Raw genomic sequence first — 13,014 nt, forward strand, 5'->3', positions numbered from 1 at the left:
GTTACATGCACGTTGGATAGACGTCACAGATGCGCCCATCCGGCATTTTTATAGGTTTAAAGTCCGTTGTATTGCCGCTGCAATAGGCAGACAAATCTTCGACACTCTTGCCTTTGCAACGCCTCCACCCTCCAGGAACACTTATCCATCTATCATCAAAAGCAGGTAACTCTTCTTCAGTAACAGTCAATACGAGCCTAAGTGTCTTGCCTGATAACTGATCTCGTTGCGCAACAGCACCTGCTGATTTTTTTTGTGGCCGGCCCACCGCATCCAGAGCATTGCATAACAGAATTTTCCTGATCGCGTGGTGAGGCCCCACCGTCCGGAAGTGCCACTGGCATTGCCTCGACAACTCCAGAACATCCGCGTCAAGCTTCATAGGCACGTCAACTTCCCGGCGATCTCGAATGGAGATACCTGCAATATCCCCCCCAACATCCGTATCCCGCTTGCCCCACTTCGCATAAAAATCAAACACCACACTACTCACGACCAGCGGGCAGCCGTCTACTGTTTCAGTCAGCGGCAACTCATAACTCACCCGACTGGCCACGGGTTTGTATTCAGTAAAAAACACCTTGCGCTCAGGACGCCTGCCCCGGCGCTGCGGCAACGTGCAAGTCTCACCAGGGGCGGGATGGTAGTTGGCCGCCGTTTTGACTTTGAACTCCGCCGGCATATCCACCTCCAGCGTAAAATGCTCACCTCTCTTCCCCGTACACCCAGGGAGCCACACCAGGGCAACAACTAACAACGCACCGCCTATCCATCTACTCATGATTGCGCTCCTCCCCACGCCATTGCTCCACCAGCCGTTCAAAATGCTCCCCTGGCGCCTCACCCGCTCGCGGCTGCCAACAGATCACACGGTTGCGAGTCGCCTCCTTCAGCCGTCGAACCACCAGGAATTCCAGCTGCTCCGGCGCGTACCATTGCCAGGCGCGAGCCTGCTCCAGCACTTGGCTCAGCCACGCCCTGGGGTCTTGAAACTCGACCAGTGCGGCAAGGTCTTCACTGTGTTCGGCCAGCAGGTATCGCAGGATATTGGCGTGCAGGATGGCGTCGGCCTGAGGGTTCGGGGTGTTCAGCCATGGCGCCGGCACAGGCACCGGGTAGTGGCCGGGGGCAGGGTTTTCGCCATGGCGCCAACCTCCTTCGTGCCAGTAGCACACGCTGATCAGTGGCCCGAGGAATTCCGGCCACAGCGCTGTGGGCAGGTAGGCCAGGGCACGGGCCAGGGTGCGATTATCGTGAAGACGGTAGAGCGCCTGCTCCCCTTCGGGCCCGACCATCAGCCGCTCGCGCCAATGCGCTGTCACACCGGTCAAGTCGTCGTCAGGCAGGCTGCCCAGCCACCCCCAGTTGGCTTCGGGGTGTTGCAACAGGTCGACCAATGCGGGCTCGCTCATCGGCCCCAGCAGCAGGAGTACGGGGCCCGTGTTCGCCAGTTCTGCCGCGACGGTCTCGCTGTAGAGACAGCGATAGTGCGACAGGTCGCGGGCCGCCAACATGGGCTGGCGGGCCGCGCTGTAACCATCGAGCATCAGGCATATCCGGCGTCCTGCCTGTTGTTGTCGGGCCATCCAGCGGTTGGGAAGCATCGGCATCAAGCCGCCCTCCCGGTCATGTCGCATTGGCCTTCACGGCAGCGTTCGCACAGGGGGCAGAAGTCCGCGCCCAGTTGCCGCGCCAGGTCCATGATGACGCCTTGCACGGCGGCGACTTTCAGGCTGCCGGTAACAGGCGAGGCATTCGCAGCACGGGTTTCGGACGGTGAGCCGCCAAGGCTGATGGGCCGACTGCTGAAAATCCCCCCTGCCTGCAGCACCAGGTGCTCTCCGCCAGCCTTGAGGCTCAGTTGTGCGCCCGCATCGATCACCAGGTTGGCACCGGCCTTGATATGCACCTGTTGTCCGGCTTCGACCACCAGGGTCTGCTTCACATAGGTCCGGCTCTCGCCCTGTACGTCAAGGTGGTCGTTTGCCTGCAACACCACCTTGCGATCACCGGTGATGTGACGATGCTCCTCGTTATCCAGGCGGACCGTACTTAACCCGTGGATGATCTCGTGTCGCTCCCCGGCCACCTCCAGCCGGCTGTCATGGCCGACCTGTTGTTCCAGGTCACGTTGGGCGCGCAGGTAAATAAGCTCCTCGCCGCACCGGTCTTCCAGATGCAGCTCGTTGCCGCCTGCGCCTCCCGGGGAACTGCAGGTACGCAGCACACTACGGGTCTTATGCTGCGGTAACGAATAGGCCGGCAGGCGTAGCGCATTGGGCAGGCAGCCGTTGATCAGCGGCTGGTCGGGGTCGCCTTCAAGAAAGGTCACCAGCACCTCCATGCCGACCCGGGGAATCATCATGGCGCCAAACCCGGCACCGGCCCAACCGGTGGCCACGCGCACCCAGGCGCTGCTTTTATCATCCGTCGGGTCCAGGCGATCCCAATGAAAGCGCACCTTGACCCGGCCATAGGCATCGCAATGCACCTCCTCCCCCGCAGGCCCGGTCACCGTAGCGGTCTGGCTGCCCTTGATGGTTGGCTTGGCATGTTTGAGGGGCGGACGATACACCGCGCGCCAGGGCGTCGCGGTGAAGCGGTTGCGATAGCCCTGGAGGGCCCCTGGCTCAAATACCGCCTCTTCAAGTACTTGCGGTTGATAACCTTCGTGACGCACCGAGGTGAGCAACCACAAGTCATTGCAGGCCGGGTCCGGATGGTCACGCAGGTCGAGGAAATGACCGCTGCGCAATACGGGTTGATCGCTCTGGCCCGATGCCCGATGACGGTCGCTCTGATGGCGCTCCAGGCCTCGACGCGCCAATTGCACACCCCGCGCATGGCCAGTGAAACCAGCGGGGTAGTCATAGTCTTCCAGCGGTTGCGCAGACACCGTGCCGGCCTGTTCCTGCAGGCGCAACGCTGGGTGTTCGAAGTCATGATCGCGGCGCACCGTTTGCCGGCTGCGGGTTTCCAGGCGCCTGTCGAAACGCTGGACGCCCCGCGCCTCGGTCGTCGGATCAGACGAGGCGCAGTAACGCTGCTGTGGCAAGCGTCGAAACACCGTCTGGTCATCCCCGAATACCAGCAGGTGGTTGTTCACGCTGTGGCGGAAATGGTAGTGAATCCCCTCTTCTTCACATAGGCGCTGGATGAAGTGCAGGTCGGTTTCCGCGTATTGCACGCAGAATGTGCGCGGCGGATAGACCACCGGGCCGAGCTCAAAGGCATAGGCGTCGGCCAGGATGCCATGGTGCTCGAGGACGGCCATGATGATCTGCGGCACACTGCGCTGCTGGAAGATGCGTTGGTCGCGCCGGTAGGCCAGGCTGGCCAGGCGCGGTGCCAGGGTGAGGTGGTAGCGGGTGAGCCGAACACCCGGATCAGCCCGGCCAATGGCGTAGACCTGCCCATGCAGGCCTTGATCGGCCTCGCCGAAGTCCAGATAGGCAAGTTGGTGAAGCAAACGCTCCAGGTCAAGGGAAGGGTTTTCGCTGACGAGTTGCACCTCAATGAAGTACGGCTGATCGACGGCCTCGCTGCCGTTGAAAGCCAGTACTTGAAAGTCTGTATTTATGCCTGGAACTATTAATTTGAAACGTGACGAAACAAACGCATTAACCATCCGTTGTTACCCGCCATCCACTTTCTGACTGAAATACCCTCTCTCGCAACATCGATCGAGTTGCAGAGAAAAAGCGCCTGAACGCCCGAAAGCTTAGCGTCTCCGGCGGAAATTCGGCCGGTCGGAAATAAAACAGAATATTCGTACGATGAGGATGGAAGTGTCTTTTGCTAAATATTAAATACAGCCACTCAACCAGTGGTCAACAATAAGAAAAGTACGACACAGGCTTACATCTAAATAACTAACCGCTAAAGAACTAGCCCACATCAATTAAAGCCGACAACGGTTCGCCTACGCTGCGGGGAGTGGTCGCGCCGTCCCAAACAGGCTGACGCCGAGCAAGCGTTCGGCCTGCGTTTGCAAACGCACTGGCGCCGTGCCGCCCGGCATGACCACGGCCACTTCACCGCCCTCAACCCAACCGGCCCGCCACGCCACGCATGCCACAGCGCTGGCGCTGGTGCCCGACGACGCCGTAGGTCCCTCGCCCCGTTCGAAGACTCGCGCCAATACGCGGTTGCCGTGATCACGCGCCGCCCATTGCAGGTTAATGCCGGCGGCACAGGGTTGGCCGCTACCGACAGGTGGTGCGAAGGCAACGGCTTGCAGGGCGAGGAACAATGCGGGCTGGTGCATCGACGGGTTGTCCGGCAATGCCGAAACCTGGTCGACCAGTGTGACGCAATGAGGGTTGCCGACCCGCACAAACTGACTGCAGGCCCATTGCGGATTGATTGCCACCAACGCGTCCACCCGGCTGAACCCATGCGCCTCCACCCGCACGGGCTCGACGCCCACCGCCCCCACGGCCAAGGGCCCGAACTCAGGCTGCCCCAAGGCCAGCCAGAACCCATCAACCTGCCCATACCGTGCGGGCTCGACCGACGTAGCCACCGGCGACGCGGCATCCGATTTGTCGTGATGCACCCGCAGTTCACAGCCCTGGGTCATCAACCCCTGGTCGGTCAACGCCTGCGCAAAGATGGTCAAGCCGTTGCCACTGCGCTCGGCGAGGGAGCCATCGGTATTGACGATCAACAGATCGAACGGCGGCTCAGCCTGAAACGGCCCGACCAGCAGCCCATCACAGCGATGGGCCTTGGCGTCGGCCGGACGCGGCAATGAACCCCAACCGCATTCGGAAGCGATGGCCGATGCCGCCCATGCCTCCCGGTTACTCGCCGCGAGGGCGGCGCTATCGGGCACACCCACACCCCGGCTGCGCAAAAAGGCGGGGTTGACTACCCCATAGATATTGCCGCGTGCATCGTAGAACAGGGTCATGCTGCCGCCTGCCTGAGAACTTTCATCAGCTCGTCCATCCAGTTGCCTACTCACCGGGGCAGCAGCGTATTACAGAATGGTCGAGCTGTGGGAGGTGGGCTGGAAGGTGGTCATCCACCACAAGAAAGCTGGGGTTCATCCATTCTCACAGGAATTACACATCTTCCAGGCCACCTCCTACAAACTCGACAGGCTCTGTGTGGCAGATCAGGTCCACAGCGTTCCGTGTTTGTAAAAAAAGAATTCACCGCCTGGGCAGCAAACCTGAAACCAGGGGAACCCTGACTCGCTCGATACGGCTTGATATGCAAGGATGTCGCGCCGGACATCGTTCATTGAACGCAAGACCAAGGATTTTTCATGACTGCCATCCCCACCCCAGCGCCCGTGGTTCCCGGTCGGCTGGAACAAATGTCGACCCGTATCGCTTTTTTTATCGCTGGCTTCGGCATCGCCGCCTGGGCGCCGTTGGTACCGTATGCCAAGGCGCGCGCGCAGTTGAATGAAGGCACGCTTGGCCTGTTGCTGCTGTGCCTGGGGGTGGGTTCGATCATTGCCATGCCCGTGGCGGGCGCGCTGGCCTCGCGCTACGGTTGCCGACGCGTACTGACCGCCGGGACGATCCTGATCTGCCTGGCCCTGCCGATGCTGGCCACCGTCAGTTCGATCCCCTTGTTGATCGCCGGGTTGTTCCTGTTTGGCGCAGGCCTGGGCACGGTGGATTCCACGGTCAACCTGCAAGCGGTGATCGTTGAGCGCGCCAGCGGCAAAACCATGATGTCGGGCTTCCATGGTTTGTTCAGCCTGGGAGGCATCGTCGGCGCTGCGGGCGTTGCCGGGATGCTGGGGCTGGGCTTGTCGCCCTTGCAGGCGACCCTGGTAGTGATCGTCATCATGGCGGCAGCACTGCTCAAGGCTGGGCCACACTTCTTGCCCTATGGCAGTGAAAGCTCGGGGCCGGCCTTTGCGGTGCCGCACGGCGTCGTGCTGTTTATCGGCTGCCTGTGCTTTATCGTGTTTCTGGCCGAAGGGGCCGTGCTCGACTGGAGCGCGGTGTTCCTCAGCGCCGAACGCGGGCTGGACGAAGCCTATGCCGGCCTGGGTTATGCGGCCTTTGCCTTGACCATGACGGCCGGACGCCTGACCGGTGATGCGATCGTGCGGCGTCTGGGCGCCACCCGCGTCATCATGATCGGTGGTGCGCTGGCCACCACGGGCATGTTACTGGCCACCCTGCTCCCTGCGTGGGAAACCGCCCTGCTGGGGTACGCCCTGGTGGGCGCCGGCTGCTCGAATATCGTGCCGGTGCTGTATACCGCGGTCGGCAAGCAGACCGTCATGCCTGAACATATCGCCGTGCCAGCCATCACCACCCTCGGCTATGCCGGCATACTCGCAGGCCCGGCGATGATCGGCTTTATCGCCCACGGCAGTAGCCTGAGCACCGCCTTTGTGTTGATCGCGCTGCTGCTGGCGGGTGTGGCCATCAGTGGCAAGATCCTCAAGGTATAAGGCCACTCAAGGCAATAAGCCCGGATCGAGGGCTACCTGGCCTTATGCGCCTTGTACTGTTCAAGCCAGCGTTCAAGACTCTTATTGCTGAGCCAACCCTCATACCGGGGCCAACCAAACAGGCGCGTGTGGTTGGCACGCTCCAGCGAACGCAGTAAACCCGGGCGCTCGATAATATTTTTCGCCATGTACACGCAATGTTCGCTGTACTTCTTCCTGGGCAGGCCAGTGCAAGGCTCCAGTATGGGCAGGCCCAGTGAATCAATGGCATCGGGGTCATTCATCACGGTTTTGAGCAGCGCAATTTCCACGTACTCAAGCGCTTCAAAAAAAAACTTGCGATCCTTGGTCGGGTCTTTCAATTGCGTGAAATGACCTTGCAGGGCCTCGACAACCAGGGCATTGCCCTGCCCCTGGAAAGGATCCTGGCTGAAGGCCCCTGGCGTACTGTTGCCCAGCAGCGTCGCAGCGGCCACCCTCAAGCTGTCGCGAGTGATGTACCCCTCGCAATCGATGATTGCGTCGTTAAGAGGCGGACGCTTGAGAATTTCCCTGACCATCAGGATCATGCGGTCCCGCACATTACTCTCCCCTCAACGCTTCAGCAGCGATGCGATGCAAGGACGACTGCGTCAGGCGCCCTTCCTTGAAAAACGAGTGCAATTCACCAAAGTTTTTCTCCAGCTCGCCCGCCAACTGGCTATCGGTGGAGTGAGGACCGGGTGGGACCGTATTCGCGCGCGCAGCCGGTGGATTTTGTAATGCCTGGTAGCGCAACGCCGACAAGGCCCCACGCAACAGCACCGGACGCCGTGGCCGCGCATCCGGTGCGAGACTGGGTTCCTCGCACGGCGTGTGAACAACGGGCGCCGGCAAAACCGGTTGCACCTCTGCCCCTCCCATGGCCGCTGGCCGCCCGAGAGGTATTGCACCATCAATTTTCATGCATTATCTCCAACTTTTTCCAGATCCGAGCTTGTCTGGCGCCCACTGCCAAGGTGACCGAGATCCGCGGATGGATACCAGTCAAGCCACCGATGTGTGGCTGGGCGATCGCAATAGTTCCGGGGGACGAGCGAATAGCGATGACAGCATGTAAACGCACGCACCACGATGGCCGATCAGTCGCGGTCGTGAGGAGGCGCCGCGCGGTTGTTTTCGGCCTTTTGCCCACTGCACATGGACCTCAGCCCAATCATCACCGAGACCATGACACCACGAAGCGACGCCAGGGGTTGAGCGTCCCTTCCAAGTTCCTGGCCGGGCGCAAGCATGCCTCGGGCAAAATCGTCAGCCACTGGCGCCTGGAACCTGCGCTGACCGGCAAAGTCCTTCATGCGCTGGGTCTCATAAGCATGGAGTATTTGCGCGGGGGCTTTGTCGCAAGTGGGCTCTTGAGCCTCCGCATGGGTTTGATCGCTGGCAGACTGTCGGTATCCAGACTGACCAGCGTTGAACGAAGTCGAAGTCATAGGGCCCCCCAAGGGAATGCGCCACGAGGGGTTCGTGGCGATTCTCCCGCTCAATGAATTACTCTGCGGTGCACGTTTATCCGCGGGACATCTGGCGCAATGTGTCCCAGTGAATCCAGCCGTCCTTGCCCCAGTAATCCCCACCGTCCATGTTTTCCTTCACCTCGGAGCGCTTGAGGACTTCCTGCGCAATCCAGGCCAGGCGTCCATGAACCGGATCGCTCGTCGGCCACGAGGCGAGCCCGTGCAACTTGTCGATGCTGATGAAGCCCGGGTTGGCCGGGTCCTTCAATCCCTCGAAATGCTCGAGCATCTCTTGCGCCAACCGCGAGTCATCCTGGTATTTCAAAGGACTTTGGCTGCTGAGGGTCATCTGAATTTTTTGCCGGTCGATCAGGCCATCCAGCGCGCCGGTGGAGCTGTGTCGATCCAATGCGTTCACCACTTCCGGGCGCCTTAACAGCTCACGCGCCAGGCGGATGTTCTGATCCTGGGCGGGGTTACCGGTCAACGGCTTGTTGGCCATGTCCGAAAGACCCTGCGTGGTGACGAACCACGGCGTTTTCGGATCCTTGAAGGCATCGAAGTTGTTCAACAGCTGGCGCGCCAGATCGTCGTTGCTCTTCTGTGAATACACAGGGTCGGGCTTGTGGCCGTAGCAAGGATCAGGCTTGCAGGGCGTGGGGCGCACCGGCGGCTTGCTGTAGCAAGGATCGGGCTTGCACGGCGTAGGCCGCTCTGGTGGCTTGCTGTAGCAAGGGTCAGGCTTGCAGGGCGTAGGTCGCTCTGGTGGCTTGCTGTAGCAAGGATCGGGCTTGCAGGGGACCGGCTTGGGCGGCTTCGGTGGTTTGCCGTAGCAAGGGTCAGGCTTGCACGGCGTAGGTCGCTCCGGCGGCTTGCTGTAGCAAGGGTCGGGCTTGCACGGGACCGGCTTGGGCGGTCGCTGCCCACCGCACCAGCCCTTCATTTTTTGCGTGATTTGGCTGAGGGTCCCAGACGCCGGTGTCTGTCGACTTTCACCCTGCGCCCCGCTCCCACCTTCTCGGTGCTGGGCAAGCTCTTTGTTGGCAAACAATTTGCCAGGTTTGTCGCCGCCCGGGTTGAATGCGATACGTGCGCCTTTTTGCCCATCACCCTGGGAGGTGACAGTGTCCTTGACCTTGGTCTCGGCTTTGGAGGACGACGAATTAGGGGGCGAATGAGACACGGATTTATCGAGGGCTGATACCGCCATTTTTTGAATCTCCAGTCCGGCTGTATTACAGGGTTCACCGGCTTCCAATAAGGGAATGCAGGCAACCTCTGTGTGGCGGACATGTCTGATTCAGTTCCTCCAGTCGGCATCAAATCGCCGACTGATCGGTAGGAGATCGGATCGATACGCGAAAAAAAACACAGCGTGGTGCTGCGACTTTTCTCCTTCCTCCCAGAGTCAGAACCCGACACTGGCCCGTACGAAGAAAGTACGTGGCTCGCCCAGTGAATCGCCCCCGCCTCCGTAGATGTTTTCCAGCCTCGAAGTGAGGCACTTTCGAATGCCTCGGGGCTGACGCCGCCCAGGTGACGGTGACGACATTTCAACTGAAGACAGGGGCACGTAAGAAGACATGGAGGTTCAGATGTAAGCTGTCTGGAGGGCCTATAGATGCCCGTATCCGGCTGCACGGGCGAAGTCGGCCAAATGCCAAATATCACCATTCGCCCCCCAGGTTCCGTCAACAACCTCCTGGATCTGTATAGAGCTCAGCAACTGGCGCTGATCCCCCACTGCCTGGCTCGATTGTATTGCGCCATGCAGTTCACGCACGTAGCGCTGGCGCATCGGCGCATCCAGAACGCCGGCAGGTACCTTGACGACGACCATGCATGGGACAAACCGGGCATGAGGAGCAACGCCCCCACACAGCCATTCATCAGCCTGAACTTCCTCGATGAGCACCCAGCACAACGCACGCTGTTGAGGGGCATCGCCCATATGCTCGTTAACCATTGCCACATCGCTCACGCGTCGAAGCAGCTGTTGGCGCTGTGGCTGATTGAAAGCTCCGGTAGGTACTTTGATCAGAATGTTTGGCATGGCGAAACCTCATTGTTAACTGGAAACGCCATTGGGCCAGTTATCTCTTCAGCGCATAAGTGACCGATTCGTCTGTTTTCGGGCACAATCGGACAATGTACGATTTCACTATCCTCATCTTTCCTGGGGCGTTCGCTTCAAGCGTCGCAGCGACCCTGGACATCCTCGGCACCGCCGCAACACTTGCGCAACGGCACGGCCTTGCCGTGCCACGCTGGCGAGTTTGTGGGCCGCAGTCGGGGCTGGTTGTGCTAGGGCACGGCATGCACCTGTTGGTTGACGAACTGACAACAGACGTCGAGGACAACTCCTGCTGGGTCATTCCAGGCCTTGGCATCAGCGACTTCGACACGCTGCTGCAGCGTCTTGAGGAAGACTGGGTACGTCAGATACTGCCGGCGCTGAAGGCTCATGCGGATAAAGGCAGGGAGATTGCAGCGTCGTGCTCGGCGGTCTTTCTCCTGAATGCCGCAGGATTACTCGATGGTCGACAGGTAACGACCTCCTGGTGGCTCGCCCCTTGGCTGTCGAGCATCGCGTCTGACTGCATTGTCGACCCCAACGTCATGGTGCTCTGCGACCCACCCTTGACGACCGCAGGCGCGGCCTTCGCGCAAACTGACCTGATGCTGCACCTGCTGCGCAGACGCCTGTCGCCGGAGCTCGCCGACTATGTGGGCAAAGCGCTTCTGCTCGACGGCCGACAGCTACAGACCCCCTTCATCAACCCAGCAATCATGGCCCAGGGCAATACACTGGTCGCTAACCTCACCGCCTACATCGAAACATGCCTGCCCCATCCGCCCAGTGTCCCGAGCCTTGCAGCGTACGCCGGCATGTCTGAGCGAACGCTGTCCCGACACCTTCGAAAAGCTACCGGCCTTTCAACCCAATATTTGATCCAGCGTGTGCAACTCAACCGGGCCCGTGTGCTGCTGGAAACCAGCAGATATTCCGTTGAATCTATCGCCGAACAGGTGGGATACCAGGATGCCACGGCCCTACGGCGACTTGTGCGCCGCCTGTTGAACGCCTCCCCAAAACAACTGCGCCAGTAGTCCGCAGACTTGCACGCCAGCGTCAGCCAAGCGGGCGCTGCTTATGCGCTCGGTGCGATGACGGGTTCGCCTATATATCCGACCAACCCTCTCCCTGAATCCAATGAATAGATTTTCATCCTGTAAACACATTCGTTCGTAGCCGCAAGCGGGAAGAACATGTCCATTGCCGCATGGCTATGCCGCAATGGTGCATGCGGTTCGGCTCGTGCGAAACTTCACCGCTTGATGAACCACGAACGGTGCTGAAATGGTGCGTTTGCTTGCTGTCTCGGGAAGTCTGCGTCAGGCCTCCTCCAACTCAATTTTGCTACAAGCAGCGGAGCGTCTATGCCCCGAAGGGGTATCGGTCGCACAGTACGACGGTATCGGTAAATTGCCTCACTTCAACCCGGATCTGCTCGAGGATCCCCCCGAGACAATCATTGAGTTACGCTCAATTATCGGGCAAGCGGATGGGCTGTTGTTTTCATGCCCCGAGTACGCTCGAGGTATTCCCGGCGCATTCAAAAACATGCTCGATTGGCTCGTGAGCAGTGAAGAGTTCCCAGGCAAGCCTGTCGCGCTTTTCAACGCTTCACCCAGAGCCAGTCATGCGCAAGCCGCATTGCGGCTGGTCCTGGATACGATGTCCGCCCGCGTCATCGAGGAGGCGTCGATGTCGGTTAACCTCCTGTCCAGCGAGTTGAGCGCCGAGGGCATCACCACCGACCCGGTGATAGGCCCTCTGATTGTTACTGCGCTCGACGCGTTTAAACGGCACCTCGACAATCAAAACCCTTGATGCTCCTGCATCGCTTGCCGAGTGGTTGGCCGCATGCAGTCGAACTGCTAGCAGCCAGCGCATCTACTGGCCGGATCTTGCATGAACCCACTCGTTTATCGTTTCAAGGGCGCCTGGTGCGTAGGCATGACGACTTTCCATCAGGAACCTCATCGTGGTGAACCAGGACCATTCGCTGGTGAGTTGGGTGTTGTAAGACGCCGCCCTCAGTAGCCCATGAGTTGCATCCGGTATGACTTCAATCCGGTTGGCTGGATGGTTGCCCCCAACTGTCTTTCGATAGAGGGCTGGGTTGGCTTCGGGATCGACATTCAGATCGTCCGCCCCCCACAACGCAAGGAGTGGTATATCGAGTTTTTTCAAGGCGCTGGTCGCATCTTCGTGCACATTTCGCCGTACAAAAGCCCATCGTTCTGGGCTTATACCGTCCAGAAGAGCAGCCGACGGCACCTGCGAAGAGGCAAACAAGCGATCATCGGCGGCGGCCATCTCAGCCATCGTTGTGTCAATGTCACGCTCGGACATCCCAGTGCGTTGCAACCGCGTCCGAGTGTAATAGTCACCTTGCCGTTGCCAGGATACCGCACCGCCGACAAGCACCAGAAAGTCGGCCTCACCCGACGCAAAGCGGGGCAGTACCCAGCCGGCTTGAGAAAACCCAAGCGCACCGACAGGGATTCCTTGCAGCTTACTGCGCAAGGCGGACAACGCGCTGCGCGCGTTCACGTAGCGATCAGCCATGGACTGGCTGAGCCAATTCCCCTGCGACGCCCCAATGCCTGGTTTATCCCACGAAGCAACCGCGATACCTGCATCGAGAAGCGCATTGATGAGGGGATCGTAACCTTGCTGCGACGTGCGATCCTGGGGGCCATCTCCGTGAACCAGAACGACTGCCGCTGTCGCTGCGTGGTCAGGAAGCCAGAGCGTGCCGGCCAGGCGCAGTCCATTTGCGTCGAATGCAAAAGGTTCGCTGGCCCTGCGATCCAGACCATAAGTGTCAAGCCGCGCGAGAACCACCAAAGCGATAGCCACGATGAGACAGACCACGGAAATCAACCTTGCGCGGTAACGCTTCATCCAGACTACGTTGTGCATAGTCACTACTTTTTTCCTTTCAAGCGTTCCGACTAATCGGCTCGAATCTCAGTGCCAATCCCTTAAGCAGCGCATGCATTCAATAATACGCAACCTAT

General features: G+C 59.8%; 12 protein-coding genes. 3 read left to right on the plus strand and 9 right to left on the minus strand.

Annotated elements, in window-relative coordinates; genetic code table 11:
• Position 1: 1 nt before the first annotated feature.
• The 4 genes from AC1Q6I_RS25510 to AC1Q6I_RS25525 all read right to left on the minus strand — a co-directional run bounded on the left by AC1Q6I_RS25510 (position 2) and on the right by AC1Q6I_RS25525 (position 4,915).
• A complete protein-coding gene (locus AC1Q6I_RS25510; RefSeq protein WP_102624328.1) occupies positions 2-781 on the minus strand; it encodes a hypothetical protein in 780 nt (259 codons plus the stop codon).
• Entirely contained in the window at positions 774-1,610 is an 837-nt protein-coding gene (locus tag AC1Q6I_RS25515) for a DUF4123 domain-containing protein (protein ID WP_102624327.1), read from the minus strand. The genes AC1Q6I_RS25510 and AC1Q6I_RS25515 overlap by 8 nt, the downstream gene beginning before the upstream one ends.
• Entirely contained in the window at positions 1,610-3,628 is a 2,019-nt protein-coding gene (gene tssI / locus AC1Q6I_RS25520) for a type VI secretion system tip protein TssI/VgrG (RefSeq protein ID WP_102624326.1), read from the minus strand. The genes AC1Q6I_RS25515 and tssI overlap by 1 nt, the downstream gene beginning before the upstream one ends.
• 294 nt (positions 3,629-3,922) lie before the next feature.
• Positions 3,923-4,915, minus strand: coding sequence for a diaminopimelate epimerase (locus tag AC1Q6I_RS25525; RefSeq protein WP_102624325.1), 993 nt, complete (start codon positions 4,913-4,915; stop codon positions 3,923-3,925).
• 360 nt (positions 4,916-5,275) lie between these two features.
• On the opposite strand from AC1Q6I_RS25525, the gene AC1Q6I_RS25530 reads away from it, so the two are divergent.
• A complete protein-coding gene (locus tag AC1Q6I_RS25530) occupies positions 5,276-6,427 on the plus strand; it encodes an MFS transporter (protein ID WP_024074452.1) in 1,152 nt (383 codons plus the stop codon).
• A 32-nt stretch (positions 6,428-6,459) separates the two neighbouring features.
• Here the strand turns inward: AC1Q6I_RS25530 and AC1Q6I_RS25535 are convergent, their stop codons facing one another.
• From AC1Q6I_RS25535 to AC1Q6I_RS25550, 4 genes are all read right to left on the minus strand, one after another.
• Positions 6,460-7,008 carry a hypothetical protein gene (locus tag AC1Q6I_RS25535; RefSeq protein ID WP_024074451.1) on the minus strand — a complete coding sequence of 183 codons (549 nt, stop codon included), beginning with the start codon at positions 7,006-7,008 and terminating at the stop codon, positions 6,460-6,462.
• A 1-nt stretch (position 7,009) separates the two neighbouring features.
• Positions 7,010-7,372, minus strand: coding sequence for a hypothetical protein (locus AC1Q6I_RS25540; RefSeq protein WP_024074450.1), 363 nt, complete (start codon positions 7,370-7,372; stop codon positions 7,010-7,012).
• Positions 7,373-7,975: 603 nt separating this feature from the next.
• Positions 7,976-9,133, minus strand: coding sequence for a hypothetical protein (locus AC1Q6I_RS25545; protein ID WP_146015761.1), 1,158 nt, complete (start codon positions 9,131-9,133; stop codon positions 7,976-7,978).
• Positions 9,134-9,538: 405 nt separating this feature from the next.
• On the minus strand, positions 9,539-9,976 hold the full coding sequence (locus tag AC1Q6I_RS25550; protein ID WP_102624324.1) for a tautomerase family protein: 438 nt from the start codon (positions 9,974-9,976) through the stop codon (positions 9,539-9,541).
• Positions 9,977-10,071: 95 nt separating this feature from the next.
• Here AC1Q6I_RS25550 and AC1Q6I_RS25555 point away from each other — a divergent pair, with 95 nt between their 5' ends.
• On the plus strand, positions 10,072-11,034 hold the full coding sequence (locus tag AC1Q6I_RS25555) for a GlxA family transcriptional regulator (RefSeq protein WP_102624323.1): 963 nt from the start codon (positions 10,072-10,074) through the stop codon (positions 11,032-11,034).
• Positions 11,035-11,284: 250 nt separating this feature from the next.
• Positions 11,285-11,818: an NADPH-dependent FMN reductase gene (locus AC1Q6I_RS25560; RefSeq protein ID WP_024074445.1), complete on the plus strand. Its 534-nt coding sequence runs from the start codon at positions 11,285-11,287 to the stop codon at positions 11,816-11,818.
• Positions 11,819-11,881: 63 nt separating this feature from the next.
• Here AC1Q6I_RS25560 and AC1Q6I_RS25565 read toward each other — a convergent pair whose 3' ends face one another.
• Complete coding sequence (locus AC1Q6I_RS25565) at positions 11,882-12,916, minus strand: alpha/beta hydrolase family protein (protein WP_102624335.1); 1,035 nt, start codon at positions 12,914-12,916, stop codon at positions 11,882-11,884.
• Positions 12,917-13,014 lie beyond the last annotated feature (98 nt).

Source organism: Pseudomonas sp. MPR-R2A5, from assembly GCF_058793055.1.

Bases quoted from the DNA above. Each gene is read 5' to 3' on its own strand.
- AC1Q6I_RS25540 (WP_024074450.1), bottom strand. From the start codon at position 7,372: ATGAAAATTGATGGTGCAATACCTCTCGGGCGGCCAGCGGCCATGGGA.
- AC1Q6I_RS25550 (WP_102624324.1), bottom strand. From the start codon at position 9,976: ATGCCAAACATTCTGATCAAAGTACCTACCGGAGCTTTCAATCAGCCA.
- AC1Q6I_RS25560 (WP_024074445.1), top strand. From the start codon at position 11,285: ATGGTGCGTTTGCTTGCTGTCTCGGGAAGTCTGCGTCAGGCCTCCTCC.
- AC1Q6I_RS25530 (WP_024074452.1), top strand. From the start codon at position 5,276: ATGACTGCCATCCCCACCCCAGCGCCCGTGGTTCCCGGTCGGCTGGAA.
- tssI (WP_102624326.1), bottom strand. From the start codon at position 3,628: ATGGTTAATGCGTTTGTTTCGTCACGTTTCAAATTAATAGTTCCAGGC.
- AC1Q6I_RS25555 (WP_102624323.1), top strand. From the start codon at position 10,072: ATGTACGATTTCACTATCCTCATCTTTCCTGGGGCGTTCGCTTCAAGC.
- AC1Q6I_RS25545 (WP_146015761.1), bottom strand. From the start codon at position 9,133: ATGGCGGTATCAGCCCTCGATAAATCCGTGTCTCATTCGCCCCCTAAT.
- AC1Q6I_RS25515 (WP_102624327.1), bottom strand. From the start codon at position 1,610: ATGCCGATGCTTCCCAACCGCTGGATGGCCCGACAACAACAGGCAGGA.
- AC1Q6I_RS25525 (WP_102624325.1), bottom strand. From the start codon at position 4,915: ATGACCCTGTTCTACGATGCACGCGGCAATATCTATGGGGTAGTCAAC.
- AC1Q6I_RS25565 (WP_102624335.1), bottom strand. From the start codon at position 12,916: ATGCACAACGTAGTCTGGATGAAGCGTTACCGCGCAAGGTTGATTTCC.
- AC1Q6I_RS25510 (WP_102624328.1), bottom strand. From the start codon at position 781: ATGAGTAGATGGATAGGCGGTGCGTTGTTAGTTGTTGCCCTGGTGTGG.